Annotated in this window: 13 protein-coding genes and 1 pseudogene; 6 read left to right on the top strand and 8 right to left on the bottom strand. The window is 73.1% G+C overall.

The annotated features are described in order from the left end of the window. Nucleotides 1-401: 401 nt before the first annotated feature. Both V2J85_RS38930 and V2J85_RS38925 read left to right on the top strand, forming a co-directional pair. Nucleotides 402-1,430 (top strand): ATP-binding cassette domain-containing protein, encoded by a 1,029-nt coding sequence (locus V2J85_RS38930; protein WP_261951865.1) that lies wholly within the window; start codon nt 402-404, stop codon nt 1,428-1,430. Then, nucleotides 1,427-2,257 carry an ABC transporter permease gene (locus tag V2J85_RS38925; RefSeq protein WP_261951864.1) on the top strand — a complete coding sequence of 277 codons (831 nt, stop codon included), beginning with the start codon at nt 1,427-1,429 and terminating at the stop codon, nt 2,255-2,257. Before V2J85_RS38930 ends, V2J85_RS38925 begins: the two co-directional genes overlap by 4 nt. A gap of 54 nt (nt 2,258-2,311) precedes the next feature. On the opposite strand, the gene V2J85_RS38920 is transcribed toward V2J85_RS38925, so the two are convergent. After that, a complete protein-coding gene (locus V2J85_RS38920) occupies nt 2,312-5,635 on the bottom strand; it encodes an AfsR/SARP family transcriptional regulator (RefSeq protein WP_330824218.1) in 3,324 nt (1,107 codons plus the stop codon). A gap of 149 nt (nt 5,636-5,784) precedes the next feature. Here V2J85_RS38920 and V2J85_RS38915 point away from each other — a divergent pair, with 149 nt between their 5' ends. Further along, complete coding sequence (locus V2J85_RS38915) at nt 5,785-6,555, top strand: site-2 protease family protein (protein WP_330824217.1); 771 nt, start codon at nt 5,785-5,787, stop codon at nt 6,553-6,555. Between the two features lies 1 nt (nt 6,556). Here V2J85_RS38915 and V2J85_RS38910 read toward each other — a convergent pair whose 3' ends face one another. The 7 genes and pseudogenes from V2J85_RS38910 to V2J85_RS38880 all read right to left on the bottom strand — a co-directional run bounded on the left by V2J85_RS38910 (nt 6,557) and on the right by V2J85_RS38880 (nt 12,501). Beyond that, nucleotides 6,557-6,748 carry a hypothetical protein gene (locus V2J85_RS38910; RefSeq protein WP_330824216.1) on the bottom strand — a complete coding sequence of 64 codons (192 nt, stop codon included), beginning with the start codon at nt 6,746-6,748 and terminating at the stop codon, nt 6,557-6,559. A gap of 366 nt (nt 6,749-7,114) precedes the next feature. Next, nucleotides 7,115-7,846 carry an NADPH-dependent F420 reductase gene (gene npdG, locus V2J85_RS38905; protein WP_261951861.1) on the bottom strand — a complete coding sequence of 244 codons (732 nt, stop codon included), beginning with the start codon at nt 7,844-7,846 and terminating at the stop codon, nt 7,115-7,117. A gap of 177 nt (nt 7,847-8,023) precedes the next feature. Continuing rightward, a complete protein-coding gene (locus V2J85_RS38900) occupies nt 8,024-8,899 on the bottom strand; it encodes a carbohydrate ABC transporter permease (RefSeq protein WP_261951860.1) in 876 nt (291 codons plus the stop codon). Further along, nucleotides 8,896-9,879 carry a carbohydrate ABC transporter permease gene (locus V2J85_RS38895; RefSeq protein ID WP_410011156.1) on the bottom strand — a complete coding sequence of 328 codons (984 nt, stop codon included), beginning with the start codon at nt 9,877-9,879 and terminating at the stop codon, nt 8,896-8,898. Before V2J85_RS38895 ends, V2J85_RS38900 begins: the two co-directional genes overlap by 4 nt. Then, nucleotides 9,876-11,228, bottom strand: a complete 1,353-nt coding sequence (locus V2J85_RS38890) for an ABC transporter substrate-binding protein (RefSeq protein WP_330824215.1) — start codon at nt 11,226-11,228, stop codon at nt 9,876-9,878. The genes V2J85_RS38895 and V2J85_RS38890 overlap by 4 nt, the downstream gene beginning before the upstream one ends. Next, a pseudogene (locus V2J85_RS38885) lies at nt 11,225-11,491 on the bottom strand (hypothetical protein); the annotation flags it as partial. The gene V2J85_RS38890 and the pseudogene V2J85_RS38885, both read right to left, overlap by 4 nt. 326 nt (nt 11,492-11,817) lie before the next feature. Beyond that, entirely contained in the window at nt 11,818-12,501 is a 684-nt protein-coding gene (locus V2J85_RS38880) for a FadR/GntR family transcriptional regulator (protein ID WP_330824214.1), read from the bottom strand. A gap of 195 nt (nt 12,502-12,696) precedes the next feature. On the opposite strand from V2J85_RS38880, the gene V2J85_RS38875 reads away from it, so the two are divergent. The 3 genes from V2J85_RS38875 (at nt 12,697) to V2J85_RS38865 (ending at nt 15,844) form a co-directional block, all read left to right on the top strand. Then, nucleotides 12,697-13,686, top strand: coding sequence for a dihydrodipicolinate synthase family protein (locus V2J85_RS38875; RefSeq protein WP_261957150.1), 990 nt, complete (start codon nt 12,697-12,699; stop codon nt 13,684-13,686). A 42-nt stretch (nt 13,687-13,728) separates the two neighbouring features. Then, a complete protein-coding gene (locus V2J85_RS38870) occupies nt 13,729-14,394 on the top strand; it encodes a hypothetical protein (RefSeq protein WP_261951857.1) in 666 nt (221 codons plus the stop codon). A gap of 103 nt (nt 14,395-14,497) precedes the next feature. After that, on the top strand, nt 14,498-15,844 hold the full coding sequence (locus V2J85_RS38865) for an MFS transporter (protein WP_261951856.1): 1,347 nt from the start codon (nt 14,498-14,500) through the stop codon (nt 15,842-15,844). The last annotated feature ends 33 nt before the right edge of the window (nt 15,845-15,877 follow it).

Raw genomic sequence — 15,877 nt, 5'->3', positions numbered from 1 at the left:
GGACTGCTGACGCTTTACGTCCACACAACCGGCCCCTCCGGCCCGTCCCCTCCCGTGAGAGGGAAAATTAAGGACGGCGGGGGTGCACGTAATGCCCACACGCGTGCGGTCAACAGACAACGCACGCCCCCAACCAGCTTGGAAACTCCCCACCCACGGGAGGGGCTGGACCGGAGGACGAAGTCTGGAGGGCCGGCACCGCACCCGACACACAAACGCCCGCCGCCAGGCGCAACGGCGAACAAGCCCCGCGGCGGGACAGACGGGTACGTGCGAGGCGCCGCAAAGCGCAACGGCGAGCAAGCCCCGCGGCGGGAAAGCCAGGTACGTGGGGGGCAGCCAAGCGCAGCTGTCGGTGGAATGTCGGTGCCGTGTCGGTGGGCCCTGGCACCGTTGGGGACATGACGCGACAGACGATGACCACCAAGGGCGGCAACGCCGTGGAGGTGCGCGGTCTGGTCAAGCACTTCGGCGACGTCAAGGCCGTCGACGGGGTGGACCTGGACGTGAAGGAAGGCACCGTACTCGGCGTGCTCGGCCCCAATGGTGCCGGGAAGACCACGCTCGTGCGCTGCCTGTCCACCCTCCTGGTGCCGGACGCCGGCCGTGCCGTGGTGGCGGGCTACGACGTGGTGCGCCAGCCCCGCGCGCTGCGCCGCACGATCGGCCTGACCGGGCAGTACGCCTCGGTCGACGAGAAGCTCTCCGGCTGGGAGAACCTCTACATGATCGGGCGGCTGCTCGACCTCTCCCGCAAGGACGCCCGCGCCCGCGCGGACGAGATGCTGGAGCGGTTCTCGCTGACCGAGGCCGCCAAGCGGCCCGCCGCCAAGTACTCCGGCGGTATGCGCCGCCGGCTCGACCTCGCCGCCTCGATGATCGGCCGCCCGGCCGTGCTCTATCTGGACGAGCCGACCACCGGCCTGGATCCCCGTACCCGCAACGAGGTGTGGGAGGAGGTCCAGCGGATGGTCCGCGAGGGCGCCACGGTCCTGCTGACCACGCAATACATGGAAGAGGCCGAGCAGTTGGCGGACGAGCTGACGGTCATCGACCGCGGCCGGGTGATCGCCGAGGGCCGGGTCGACGAGCTCAAGGCCAAGGTCGGCGGGCGGACCCTGCAGATCCGGCCGACCGACCCCGGTGAACTGGACCGGATGGTCGGCGCGATCGCCCAGGCGGGGCTGGACGGCATCGTGGGCGCGACCGCTGACCACGACGGGGGTGTGGTCAACGTACCGATCATCAGCGACGAGCAGCTGACCGCGGTGGTCGGGGTGCTCGGCGGCCGCGGCTTCGCGCTCGCCGGGATATCGACCCATCTGCCCAGCCTGGACGAGGTGTTCCTGGCCATCACGGGCCAGAAGACCTCCGTCGCCCCGGAGTCGGACGACCTGACGGAACAGCAGTACGCGGGGGTGTCGGCATGACTGCCGTGACGATGACTGCGCCGTCGGTCAAGACCGGCGCGGACGAGGGCCGGATCGGGCTGCGCGGCAATCTGCGGCACATCGGTGCCCTGGTACGGCGCAACGCCCTGCAGATCAAGCACGATCCGGAGTCGATGTTCGACGTCCTGCTGATGCCGGTCATCTTCATCCTGCTGTTCACCTACGTCTTCGGCGGCGCGATCGCCGGCAAGGGCAACCAGCAGGAGTACATCCAGCGTCTGGTGCCCGGCATGATGGCGATGATGGGCATGAACATCGCCATGGCGGTCGGCTCCGGCGTCAACGAGGACTTCCGCAAGGGCGTGATGGACCGCTTCCGGACGATGCCCATCGCCCGGTCCTCGGTCCTGATAGCCAAGATCGTGGTCGAGATCGGCCGGATGCTGATCGCCACCGCGATCCTGCTCGGCATGGGCTTCCTGCTCGGCTTCGAAATCCGCGGCAGTGCCCTGGAGTTCCTGGCCGCGGTCGTGCTGTCCACGGCCTTCGGCGCGGCGCTGATGTGGATCTTCATCCTGCTGGGGCTCTCGGTGAAGACACCGCAGGCGGTGCAGGGCATGGCGATGATCGTGCTGATGCCGCTGCAGTTCGGCTCGTCGATCTTCGCCCCGCCGACGTCGATGCCCGGCTGGCTGGAGGGCTTCACCAAGGTCAACCCGCTCTCCACGCTGGCGGACGCGGCCCGGGCCCTGCTCAACGGCCGGGGCGCGGTGGCGCACCCGGCGCTGATCACCCTCGGCTGGACGGTCGCCATCACGGCGGTCGTCATGCCGCTCGCGGTCGCGAAGTTCCGCAAGAAGACCTGACGCACGCCCCGCAGGGGGCCTCCCCGCGGGGCAACAGCCTCCGCCCGGCTCGCGTCAGATGAGGGCGGTGGCCTCTTCCAGTGAGAGGTCACCGCCTTCGGCGTGGGCACGCGCGTAGGCGTCGTCGCTCAGCAGCTTCCGCGCCGCCTCCTCGGTGCGCGCCCGTTCGTCGCGGATGACCAGGGTCGGCACGTGGCCGGTGGCCCGCAGCGCGTCGTACGCCCCGACCAGCCGCGCCGCGTCCCGGCCCGCCGCCTCGCCCCGTACGGCCATCAGCACCCGGGCGCCGGTGAGGAGCTGGATCACCGGCATGTCGGGGGCGACCATCTGGGTCAGCTCGTCCTGCATCAGGGTCAGGGCCGCCCGGAAGCGCGGCAGCACGCCCTCGGTGTGGCCCTCTTCGATGTCCAGCGAGACCAGCGCGGACTCCAGGATGCCGGCGAAGAGGTCCGGGGCGCGCGGGACGAACAGCTCCTGCACGATGTGGAGTTCGGCCCGCGCCTCCTGCGGCCGCCCGCTCACCGACAGCCACATGGCGAGGGTCAGCCGGGCGAACGGCTCGGTGTCCCGGCCGGAGTTGCCCCCCGCGGCCTCGGCCAGCACCTCGCGGAGCATCCGCTCACCGGTCTCGGACTGGCCGTCCTCGATCAGCACGGCGCCCAGCCGGCAGCGCAGCAGCAGGGTCTGGCCGTGCGCGCCCACCTCCTCGGCGTGCACCATCGCCGCCCGGTAGTCGCGCGCCGCGAGCTCGTACGCCCCCCGCTTCTCGTGGGACTCGCCGCGCCCGGACAGCGCCTCGGCCGCGCCCCAGGCGTCGCCCACCGTGCGGAATATCCGCAGCGCCTCGTCGGCGTCGCGGGACGCCTGGGACAGCCCGCCGGGCCGGTCGTTGAAGATCTTGGAGCGCATCTGCAGGACGTAGGCCAGCTCCCAGTCGTAGCCGTGGTCGCGGCAGGCCGCCACCGCGCCGTCGATCAGCTCGGCCAGTTCGTCGAAGCGCCCGGTGAGCAGCACCGCGAAGTACCACATCACACCGGGCACCTTGCAGGTCTGCGGCAGTCCGGGGCGGTAGGCGGCGAGCATCCCGGCGAGCTCCCGCTGCATCTGCGGGTCGCGCATCGCCTCGATGTCGCTGTCCCTGCTGGACAGCGCGACCAGGCGGACCTCGCGGCGGGCCTCGGCCAGCTGCTCGTCGGACATCGGCGGCGGGGCGTCGATCGGCCGCCGGTGCAGTGCGGGGGCCGGTTCGACGGGCGTCAGGAAGGGGTTGGGGCCGAGCTCGCCGGCCGCCGTGGCCCAGTGGCGGGCGTCGCTGCGGTGGTCGCGCAGCGACCAGAACCACTGCAGGGACAGCACCAGGCACAGCGCCTCGTGCTCGTCCCCGGCCGCGACGGCCCGGCGCAGTGCGGTGCGCAGGTTGTCGTGCTCCAGCTCCAGCCGCTCCATCGCCGCGCGCTGGCCGGGGCCGCGCAGCAACGGGTCCGCGGTACGGGCCAGTTCGCGGTAGGCGACGAGGTGCCGGCGCTCGGCACCGGCCCGCTCCCCCGCCTCGTCCAGCCGCTCCCCGGCGTACTCCCCCACGGTCTCCAGCAGCCGGTAGCGCATCTGGCCATCGGGGGCCGGCGCCGCCACCACCAGCGACTTGTCGATCAGCGACCCCAGCAGCCCGGCGACCTCGTACTCCTCGACGCCGTCGCCCGCGCACACCTCCTCAGCGGCGGCCAGGTCGCAGCCGCCGGCGAAGACGGACAGCCGGCGCAGTACCGCCCGTTCGGGCTCGTCGGTGAGGTCCCAGGACCAGTCGACCACCGCGCGCAGGGTCTGCTGCCGGGGCAGCAGGGTCCGGCTGCCGCTGGTCAGCAGCCGGAAGCGGTCGTCGAGCCGGTCGGCCAGCTGGCGGGGGGTGAGCAGCCGCAGCCGGGCGGCGGCGAGTTCGATGGCGAGCGGCAGACCGTCCAGCCGGCGGCAGATCTCGGTGCAGGCCGCCGGGTCGTCGTCGATCCGGAAGCCGGGGCGGGCGGCGGCGCCCCGGTCGGCCAGCAGCCGCAGCGCGACCGGGTCCGGCAGCGGCTCGACCGGCCGCAGCACCTCGCCCGGTACGGCCAGCGGCTCCCGGCTGGTGGCCAGGACCGTGACGCCCGGGCAGTCGGCCAGCAGCCGCTCGGCGAGCGCGGCGGCGGCACCGATCACATGCTCGCAGTTGTCCAGGACCAGCAGCATCCGGCGTCCGGCGCAGTGCTCGGCGAGCCGGCCGAGCGGGTCCAGCGCGGTCGGGTCGGCGGCGGCCCGCAGGCCCTCGGCGGTGGTGCCGCGGACGACGGTCTCGCGGGCGCCCAGCGCGGTCAGCACCGCCTCCGGCACGGTCTGCGGATCGTCCACCGGCGCCAGCTCCGCCAGCCACACACCGTGCGGCCAGGCCCCCGGCCGGGCCGCGGCGGCGCTCTCCGCACCCTCCTGCGACAACCGGGTCTTGCCCGCCCCGCCCGGCCCCAGCAACGTCACCAGCCGGTGTTCGCCCAGGTCGGACCGGATCGCCGCGAGATCGGCGTCCCGGCCGACGAACGAGGTGAGCCGGGCCCGGAGGTTGCCGGGCCCGCGCCCGGCGGGCCGGGACGGCGGCACCGGGGGCTCCGCCACGGCCGCCACCGGCTCGTCCGCACCGAGCCGCAGCAGCTCCGCGTGCAGGGCCCGCAGCTCCGGGCCCGGGTCGGCGCCGAGGCGGTCGGCGAGGCCGGCGCGTATCTCCTCGTAGGCGGCCAGCGCCTCCGCGGTACGGCCCGCGGCGCGCAACGCCCGCAGCCGCAGGGCCTGGAGGGGCTCGTCGAGGGGGTGCTCCCGGCACAGCGCGAGCAGGGTGGGCAGCGTCCGCTCGGCCCGGCCGAGGGCGAGGTCGGCGGCGAGGCGGGTGCGCTGGGCGTCCAGCCGGCGGCTCTCGGCGCGGGCCGCCTCGGCACCGGCGTCCGGCAGGTCGGCGAGTGCCGGGCCGCGCCACAGCGCCAGCGCCTCGTCCAGCAGGTCCGCGGCCCGGGCCGGATCGGCGTCGGCGAGCGCCCGGCCACCGTCCGTGGTGAGCCGCTCGAAACGGTGCAGGTCGACGGCGTCGGGCTCGGCGGACAGCCGGTAGCCGCCGTCGACCGAGGCGATGGCGGCGTGCCCGAGGGCCCGCCGCAGCCTGCCGACCAGCGCCTGCAGCGCCCCGGGCGCGTCGGCCGGCGGCTCCATGCCCCAGACGTCGGCGATCAGTGCCTCGGCCGGCAGCGCACGGCCCGGGCGCAGGGCGAGGGCGGTGAGCAGCGCGCGCAGGCGGGCGCCGCCGAGGGACACGGGGGTGCCGTCGGGTCGGTCGGCCTGGGCGGTGCCGAGAATTCCATAGCGCACCGGCCCATTGTCGTGCAGGGCCGCGGCCGCTTTGCACCGAGTTTCCGTCCCGGACGACGACCGGCCACGGCGGCACCCGTGCGCGGTCCGCCTCCGCACGGTTACGGTCGGGGCTGCCCCTGCCGAGACCGTCCCCGGGAGCCCGCACCATGACCACCGCCATCCGGCGCGCCGACCGGCGCATCAGCCCGGTCTTCCTCGCGCTCGTCGCCGTCCTCGCGGTGTCCGGCTGGGCCGTCTGGAAGGGAACGCTCGGCACGCACACCGGCGTCGCGGTCTTCGCGTTCGTCACGTCCGGCTGGGTGGTGTCCCTCTGCCTGCACGAGTACGCACACGCCCGCACCGCGCTGCACAGCGGCGACATCTCGGTGGAGGCCAGGGGCTATCTCACCCTGAACCCGCTCAAATACACCCACGCCCTGCTCAGCATCATCCTGCCGCTGATCTTCCTGATCGTGAACGGCATCGGCCTGCCGGGCGGCGCGGTCTACATCGAGCGCGCCCGCATCCGCAGCCGCTGGCAGGACAGTCTGGTCTCGGCGGCCGGCCCCCTGACCAACGCCGTGTTCGCGGTGATCTGCACCGCCCCGTTCTGGCTGCTCGGCCTCACGGGCGTCCCGTCGACCTTCCGCTTCGCCCTGGCCTTCCTCGCGCTGCTCCAGGTGACCGCGACGATCCTGAACTTCCTGCCGGTCCCCGGCCTGGACGGCTACGGCGTGATCGAGCCCTGGCTGTCCCCGGCACTGCGCCGCAAGATAGAGCCCTACGCGGTCATCGGCCTGCTGGCGGTCTTCGCCCTGCTGTGGCTCCCCGAGGTCAACCAGGCCTTCTTCGGCCTGGTGGACACGCTCCTGCGCGCGCTGGGCGTCTCCCGCCTCGACACCTACTTCGGCCAGGAGCTCTTCCGCTTCTGGCAGTGACTCAGCCGGAGGTGGCGGACTGCTGCTCCCGCTCGATCTTCGCCTTGCGCACGTAGAACCACGCCATGTTGCTGGAAATACCGGCCAGCAACACCCACACGATCCCCACGAAGCTGCCCTCCACGAAGGACACGACGGCAGCGGCAACGGCAAGAACACACACGGCAAGGGCCATGAGAGCGAGGCGGGGCATGGGATGAGCTCCTGTCGGGAGTAGGCGGTCCCTCCCAGTGTCCCCCATCCCCGACCCCGCCCTCAGCTGCCCCTCGCTCTCGGCCACGGCGCCCCTTACACCTGGGATCACGCCCACCCCCACCCACCGTTTCCCACCCACTCACGGGAGGGGACGGGCCGGAGGGGCCGGTTGTGTGGACGTAAAGCGTCAGCAGTCCACACAACCGGCCCCGGAGGCCCGTCACCGCACCCACAAACAACCCAGCCCGCCGCAGGCGCAACGGCGAACAACACCCGCGGCGCCGCACACAGGTACGTGGGAGGCGCCGCAAAGCGCGCCACGGCGGGACAGCCAGCTACGTGGGCGGCAGTCAGCTACGTGGGGCTAAATGTCCGTAATACGGACCCCCGCATGCGCCTTGTACCGCCGGTTCACCGAGATCAGATTCGCCACCAGCGACTCCACCTGGTGCGCATTGCGCAGCCGCCCCGAGAAGACGCCGCGCATCCCGGGGATGCGCGCGGCCAGCGCCTGGACCAGGTCCGTGTCGGCGCGGGACTCCCCCAGCACCATCACGTCGGTGTCGATCTGCTCGACCTCGGGGTCCTGGAGCAGCACCGCGGACAGGTGGTGGAAGGCCGCGGTGACCCGGGACTCCGGCAGCAGCGCGGCGGCCTGCTCGGCCGCGCTGCCTTCCTCCGGCTTCAGCGCGTAGGCGCCCTTCTTGTCGAAGCCCAGCGGGTTGACGCAGTCGATCACGAGCTTGCCGGCCAGCGGCTCGCGCAGGGCCTGGAGCGTCTTGGCGTGGCCCTCCCACGGCACGGCGACGATCACGATGTCGCTGCGCCGCGCGCACTCCGCGTTCTCCGCGCCCTCGATGCCGAGGCCGAGTTCCTCGGCGGCGGTCCGGGCGCGCTCCTCGGCCCGGGACCCGATGATCACCTTCTGGCCGGCCCGGCCGAGCCGGTAGGCCAGGCCGCGGCCCTGGTCGCCGGTGCCGCCGAGGACGCCGACCACGAGGCCGGAGACGTCCGGCAGGTCCCAGGGGTCGCGCTGGAGGGCGGCCTTCGCGCGGGTCGCGGCGTTCGGGGACTGCGCATCGTCAGGAGTAGTCATGACACCGATCCTGTCACGTCCTGTCACGCCACTTCGGCCGCCCGCGGCAAGCCACCGTCACCCCCACGACGGCTGCCCGCGACAAGGCACCGTCACCCCCACCACGCCGCACCGCCGCACCGCCGCACCGCCGCATCGCACCGTCACGCCGCACCGCAGCACCGCAGCACCGCACCGTCACGCCTTGACGCTGCCCTCCGTCAACCCCGCGCGCCAGTACCGCTGCAGGACGGTCATCAGCACCATCAGCGGCACCACGGAGAGGAACGCGCCGCCCACCGTGTACTGGTAGAGCACCGGCTGCCGGTCCGCGTAGCCGGTCCAGCTGGTCAGGCCCAGTTGGATCGGATAGAGGTCGGAGTCGGAGAGCATGACCAGCGGCAGGAAGTAGTTGTTCCAGATGTGCACGAACTGGAACAGGAAGACGGTGACCAGCGCGGGGGTCATCAGCCGCAGCCCCAGCCCGGCGAAGATCCGCGCCTCGCCCGCGCCGTCGATCCGGGCCGCCTCCAGCAGCGAGTCGGGGACCGCGGCGGCCGCGTAGATCCGGCAGAGGTAGACGCCGAACGGGCTGACCACGCTCGGGATCAGCACCGCCCAGTAGGTGTCGGCCAGGCCCATCGCGCTGAAGAGGAAGTAGAGCGGGAGGGCGAGCGCGGTGCCGGGGATGAGGACGCCGGCGAGGACGAGGTTGAAGACCGCCTCCCGGCCGGGGAACGGGAATTTGGCCAGCGCGTAGCCGGCCGCGGCGGACAGCAGGGTGGCGCAGACCGCGCCGATCCCGGCGTAGAGCAGGGAGTTGGCGAACCAGCGGGCGTAGATGCCGTGGTCGTAGGTGAGGACGTCGGCGAGGTGGCCGAGGGGGTCGGGGTGGCCGGCGAACCAGAAGCCGAAGGTGCCGAAGAGTTCGGCGCTGTTCTTGGTGGTGGAGACGACCAGCCAGTAGACGGGCACCAGGAAGTACAGCGCGGCGACGGTCAGCAGCGAGGCGGTGATGATCCGGTAGCGGACCGGTGGCAGGGTCGTGCGGGCTCGGGCGGTGGGCCGGGTCATCGGCGTCGCTCCTTCGCACGCCCGCCGACCAGCCGCAGGAAGCCGAACGACAGCACGCACGCCACCAGCGCGAGCAGCACCGCCTCGGCCGCCGCCACGTGCGGGTTGTTGCCGACGAACGCCTCGCTGTAGGCGTGCAGGTTGGGGGTGAAGCCGGAGTCGATGGAGGAGGCGAGCGGGCGCAGCACCATCGGCTCGGCGAACAGTTGGAGGGTGCCGATGATGCTGAAGACGGTGGTGAGGACGAGCGCGGGGCGGATGAGCGGGAGCTTGACGTGCCGGGCGACCTGCCAGGCGGAGGCGCCGTCGATCCGGGCCGCCTCGTACAGCTCGCCGGGTACGGACTTCAGCTGGGCGATCAGCACCAGCATGTTGTAGCCGGTGAACTGCCAGGTGACGATGTTGGCGATGGACCACAGGACGGTGCCGCGGGAGAGGAAGTCGACGTCCCAGCCGACCGCGTCGGCGATCTTCACCAGTGGGCTGATGCCGGGGACGTAGAGGAAGCCCCAGAGGATCGAGGCGATCACGCCGGGCACGCCGTAGGGCAGGAAGAAGGCGCTGCGGAAGAAGGGGACGCCGCGGGCGCTCGCGCTCTCCAGGAGCAGTGCGAGGGCGGTGGCGAGCGCGATCATCAGCGGGATCTGTACGGCGCCGAAGAGCAGCACCCGGCCGAAGCCGGCCAGGAACCGGTCGTCGGCGAGGGCGTGCGCGTAGTTGGTGAGGCCGGCGAACGCCTCGTGTTCGCGGCCGCCGAGGCCGAGCGGGCCGGTGCGTTCGGTGCGGTGCAGGCTCTGCTGGACGGCGTACACGATGGGGGCGACGAAGCAGAGGCCGAAGAGGGCGAGGAAGGGCAGGACGAAACCGGCGGCGGCGCGGGCGTTGCGGGCCTCGGTGCGGGAGACCCGGCGCCGGCGGCCGGGCGTGTCCGGCCGCCGGGCGGTGTCCGGCGCGGTGCGGCTGAGGGTGTCCCGGCTCACCCGCCGCTCTCCACCTTCAGGCCCTTGCCCTGGAGGTCGGACAGCGTCTGGCGCTGCACCTTGGCGAGGGCGGAGCGGAACGAGCTGCCGTCGGCGAGGGCGTCGGTGAAGGCGTCGCCGAGCCGCTGGTAGAGGGTGTCCACGCCGGGTCCCCACCGCCAGCTGGTGTCGACGTGCGCACTGGCGTCGGCGAAGACCTTGCTGTACGACTGGCCGCCGAAGAAGGGCTTGTCGACGTCGAGGGCGTCGGTGGCGTAGCCCTTCTTGGCGCTGGGGAAGCCGTAGCCGCCGTCGATCAGCAGGGCGATCGACGCGGGGTCGGTGTTGAGCCAGACCGCGAAGTCCAGGGCGTCCTTGGGGTAGCTCGCCTTGGCGAAGACGGCGGTGGTGGAGCCGCCCCAGTTGGCGAAGACCTGGCCGCCGGCCTTCCACTGGGGCAGCGGCGCGGCCCGCCATTTCCCCTTGGTGCCCGGCGCGTTGCCGACCAGCAGGGCATCGCCCCAACTGGCGCCCACCCAGGCGGTGATGTCGCCGGTCTGGAGGTCCTTGTACCAGGCGTTCTGGCGGTCCGGGATGGTCTTGACGAGCTTCTGCTTGACCAGGGACTCCCAGTAGTCGGCGACCCGGCGGGTGGGTTCGTCGTCGATGTGCACGAGCCAGGTGTCGCCGTGGCTCGCGTACCACTTGGCGCCGGCCTGCCAGGCGAGGCCGGAGAAGCGGTTGCCGTTGGTGGGGGCGAAGGTCTCGATCCAGGCGCCCTTCTTGCGGATCACCTTGGCGGCGGCCTCGTACTCGTCCCACGTCCCGGGAGCCTTCAGGCCCCACTTGTCGAAGAGGTCCTGGCGGACGAACAGGCCCATCGGGCCGGAGGCCTGCGGGATGGCGTAGATGCCCTTGCCGAAGACGGACTGCTGCCACTGCCAGCCGAAGAACTTGTCCTTGTGGCGGGCGGCGCCGAGCGGGGCGAGGTCGAGCAGCCCGTTGTCGAGCAGGAAGCTGGGGATGATCGGGAACTCGATCTGGCCGAGGTCGGGCGGGTTGCCGGCCTTGATGGCGGCGTGCATCTTGGCGTACTGCTCGCCGTTGACGGCCGACACCTTCTCGACCTTGACCTGGACGTCGGGGTTCTTGCGGTTCCACAGGTCGACGGGTTTGTCGATGCCCGGCACCCAGGACCAGAAGGTCAGCGTGATCTTCTGGCCCTTCTTGCGCTCCCGGGGCGCGTCGGCGTCGCCGTCCCCGCCGTCGCTGCAGCCGGCGAGCGCGAAGCCGGCGGCGAGCGCGGCCGCCCCGCCGAGGACCGTTCTGCGGGGCATACGGGGCAGGTGGGGCACGGGGTTGCGGGTCATGCCGGCTCCTCCACGGGGATGCGGCGGAAGGTGATCGTCGAGTACGCGCTGAAGTCGCCGGTCTCGTAGCGCAGTCCGACGGTGTCGCGGTCGAGGCGGACGGACCGAGCGGCCGAGCTGAGCTGAGCTGCAGCGAAGCGGAAGCGAAGTTCAGCGCGACCACAGGCACAGCCGGAGTAGCCGGCCGGGAGTCCGCCGGTGGGACGCGCGGTCCGCCAGGTGAAGCCGGCGTCGCGGCCGGCGCGCGGGGTCATCAGGGCGCGGGCGGAAAAGGCCTGCACCGCCCCGGAGCGCGCGCGGGCCACGGCAGGGATCCGGAAGCTCGTGTACCCCTCGGTCCCGGCCCGGTACGGCACCGAGCTCTCGTACGCCATGGGTCACCCCCAGAGGGCAAGGACGTAGGATGTCCCCTGTCCTGGGGACCATAGGGAGCGCCCAACTGACCGTCAAGGCAACGCACATGACGCTTTTCCGTGTCGGCAACGGAACGGCTGACGGGGCGTGACATCGCGGTGAACGGGCGGACGCGGGACGGGGTCCGGCGCCACCCGCCCGCACCACCGGGGCCGGGCCGGGCCCACGCCCTTGGCTACTCGGCCAGCCGGCGCCGGATGCCGTCGAAGTGCCGGTGCATGGCCTCCACGGCACGGTCGCCGTCGCCGGCCTCCAGCGCCTCGACGATCTCCTTGTGCTGACGGTAGGTCAGCTCCGGGTCCGGGTGGTCGTCGGAGAGGTCCTCGCGCACCCGGCGCAGCGCCGCCCAGAAGGCGTCCAGCACCTCGCTCAGCAAGTGGTTGCCCATCGAGCGGTACAGGGCGAGGTGGAAGGCCCGGTCGGTGGCGCTCTGCACCATGCCGCCGCGCGCCTCCTCCGCCATCCGCTGCACCAGGCCCTTGAGGACGGCGAGGTCCTCGGCGGGCAGCCGGCGCGCGACGGCGGCGATCAGGCCGGCCTCCAGCGCCTCGCGGACCTCCATCAGCTCGTACAGGCTCGGCTCGCCCTGGTGGTGGCGGACCGCGGCGCGGAAGGCGACGCCCTCGACGAACGGCTCCAGGGTGAGCGGGCCGACGTAGGTGCCGAAGCCGTGCCGGATCTCGACGATGCGCATGGCCTGCAGCGCCTTGAGCGCCTCGCGCACCGAGTTGCGGCTGACGTCCAGCAGGTCGACCAGTTCGGCCTCGGTGGGCAGCGGATCGCCCGGGACCAGTCTGCGCCGCAGGATCAACTGCTTGATCTGCGCCTGCACTTCCTCGGACATCGTCCCTCGCGCCATGGGTTCTCCCTCTCCCGCACGCATCGCTGCCGCGCCGCCGACCCTCCCCCAAGCTCTTGAGGAGCAAGGGGGACCCCCATCCGACCCGGCCCCGCCGGGGCCGCGGATCCTTCCGACCGCCTGTGAACAGGTCTATTGTGCTCTGACATAGGACATCCCATGTCCTATGTGTTTCACGACCACCCGGAGCCCGCCATGGCCCTGCCCACCCCCCTCCACGGCCCTCTCCACGGAGTCATCCCCCCGGTCTGCACCCCGCTCGACCCGCGGGGCGAGGTCGACACCGCCTCCCTGACGCGCCTGGTGCACCACCTCGTCGCCGGCGGGGTGCACGGACTCTTCGCCCTCGGCTCCACCGGCGAGGTCGCCTACCTCACCGACGACCGGCGGGCCACCGCCCTGGAGACCGTCATCAAGGCCGCGGACGGCCGGGTCCCGGTCCTCGCCGGCGTCATCGACACCACCACCCCGCGCGTCCTGGACCACGCCCGCGCCGCCGCCGCGCTCGGTGCCGACGCCCTGGTCGCCACCGCGCCCTTCTACACCCGCACCCACCCCCGGGAGATCGCCGCCCACTTCCGCCATCTGCGCGCGGCCGTGGACCGCCCGCTGTTCGCCTACGACATCCCGATGGCCGTGCCCAGCAGGCTCACCCCCACCGTGGTGCGCGAGCTGGCCGAGGACGGCACGCTGGCCGGGCTGAAGGACAGCAGCGGCGACGAGGGCGCACTGCGCCGACTGCTCGTCGCACTCGGCGGCCGCACCGGCCGCCGCACCGGACCGGCTCCCGGCTTCACGATCCTCACCGGCTCCGAACTGACCGTGGACGGCGCCCTGTTGGCGGGCGCGGACGGCGTGGTCCCGGGGCTGGGCAACGTCGATCCGGCCGGCTACGTACGCCTCTACGAGGCGGCGCGGGCCGGCGACTGGGCGCGCGCGGCGGCCGAACAGGAGCGGCTGGCCGCGCTGTTCGGGATGGTCGACGCCGGGCCGGAGGCGGAGATGGGGCGCAGCTCCTCGGCGCTCGGCGCCTTCAAGGCGGCGCTGTGGCTCCTCGGCGTCATCGAGCACGGAGCCACCGCCTTCCCGCAGTTGCCGCTGAGCGAGGAGTCGGTCCGGGAGGTAGGACGTCGGCTGACGGCCGCCGGTCTGGAGTCGGTGGCCCGTACGGGTGACACCGGTTGAAACGGCAACCAGGCGCCGGGGCGCTGCGGCAGGATCCGGGCCATGGATGCCGTACGGGTCGCCCTGCTGCGTGAGGTGCTCGCCGGGACCGAGTGGATCCAGTCCACCCGGCGGTTCGCCGGGTCGCTGCGCACCGCCGTCGCCCCGCACGGCGGCGGACTGCTGCTGGTCGGCGGCACCGATTACGAGCCCTGGCACCTGGCCGCCCATCTGGACGACGAGGCCGCCTGGTCGGGGCTGCCGGAGCTGTCGCCGACCCTGGTGCGGCAGCGCGTCCCGGCCGGCGCCCCGGCCCATCTGGCCGTCGGGCCGGGCCGGCTGGCCGCGGCCGGACGGGGCGAGACGCTGCTGGTCGTCGCGCCGGGGCAGCCGGGCGCCGAACTGCTGGAGCGGGTGCACGACGCCCGCCGCAACGGCGCCACGGTGCTCGCCCTGGACGGCGGCGACCGCGATCTGCACGCGCTCGCGCACGACGCCCTGACCGCGTCGCCACCCCCGCCCGACGGCACCCCCGGTCCCGGTCCCGCCCCCGGCCCCGATCCCGAGGACGTCGCCGCCCAGGGCCTCGACCTCGATACGGTCCAGCACCTGGTGAGCGCGGCCGCCGGCGAGAACAGCCTGCCCGCGCCGCGCGGCCGCCGCCGCTTCCGCGACCGCCTGGCCCGCCTCGCCGACGAGCTGACCGCGCCCCCGCCACCACGCTGGTAGCCGACGCTCGGCGAGGGGACGTCCCTCCGCCCTCCGTTGGGCCGGCCCCCGCCGCCGAAAACCCTTTGCGGGCCCGGGTCCCCGCGCCGCACGATGGACCCTCGTGACCACCGAGGATCCCCCACTCCCACCCGCGCCGGCACCCCGGCGGCGGCTCGCCTCCCTCCTGCCGGACCTGGCCCCCTGGCGGTCCTCACGCGACTTCCGGCTGATGTGGTGCGCCGGCGCGATCACGGTCTTCGGCAGCTTCCTGACGTTCGTGGCGCTGCCGCTCCAGCTCAAGCAACTGACCGGTTCCACCGTCGCGGTCGGGGCGCTGGGCGCGGTGGAGCTGGTCCCGCTGATCGTCTTCGGGCTCTACGGCGGTGCGCTCGCCGACTCCGTGGACCGCCGTCGGCTGATCGTGTGGACCGAGGCCGCGCTGGGCCTGATCGCGGTAGGGCTGCTGGTCAACAGCCTGCTGCCGGATCCGGCGGTCTGGCCGCTCTATGTGAGCGCGGCGGTGTCCAGCGCGCTCACGGGTCTGCAGCGTCCCGCGCTGGACGCGATCGTGCCGCGGATCGTCGGGCACGACCAGCTCGCCGCGGCCGCCGCGCTGAACGCGCTGCGCTGGCAGGTCGGCGCGATCGCCGGCCCGGCGCTGGCCGGCGGGCTGCTCGCCTGGGCCGGCCCGTCCTGGGCGTACGGCGTGGACGCGGCCACCTACGTCGGCTCGCTGCTGCTCTCCGTACGGCTGGCCCCGTCGCCCGCCGCGCACGACGCCGAGAAGCCGTCCCTGCGCGCGATCGCCGAGGGCGCGCGCTACGCCTGGTCCCGCAAGGAGCTGCTGGGCACCTACGCGATCGACCTCACCGCGATGCTCTTCGCCTTCCCGCTGGCGATCTTCCCGTTCCTCGCCGACGAGCTGCACGCCCCCTGGGCGCTGGGCCTGATGTACGCGGCGCTGCCGGCCGGCTCCTGCCTGGTGAGCCTGACCAGCGGCTGGACCTCCCGGATCCACCGGCAGGGGCGGGCGATCGCGCTGGCGGCGGCCGGCTGGGCGCTGGCCGTCGCGGCGGCCGGGCAGATGCGCAACATCTGGCTGGTGCTGCTCTGCCTCACGCTGGCCGGCTCCTGCGACATGATCAGCGGCATCTTCCGCTCGGCGCTGTGGAACCAGACCATCCCCGACGAGCTGCGCGGCCGGCTGGCCGGCATCGAGCTGCTGTCGTATTCGGCGGGCCCCCAGCTGGGCCAGGTCCGGGTCGGCGGGATGGCGGCCCTGACCGGCGTACGGGCCTCGGTGTCCCTGGGCGGGCTGCTGTGCTTCGCCGGGGTCGGGCTGCTCGTGCTGGGCCTGCCGAAGCTGATGGCGTACGACGCGCGGACCGACGAGCACGCCCGCCGGATGCGGGAGCGCCGGGCCGCCGCCCCGGCCGCCCCCGAGACCGGCGGCGCCCTCACCGCCTAGCGGCCCCTCGCCCGGAGGTTCACCGCCCGCAGG

This window comes from Streptomyces bugieae (assembly GCF_036352915.1).
GTDB lineage: Bacteria > Actinomycetota > Actinomycetes > Streptomycetales > Streptomycetaceae > Streptomyces > Streptomyces endophytica.
Note: the sequence above shows the minus strand (reverse complement) of the source record. Positions and strands in the feature narration are given on the sequence as shown.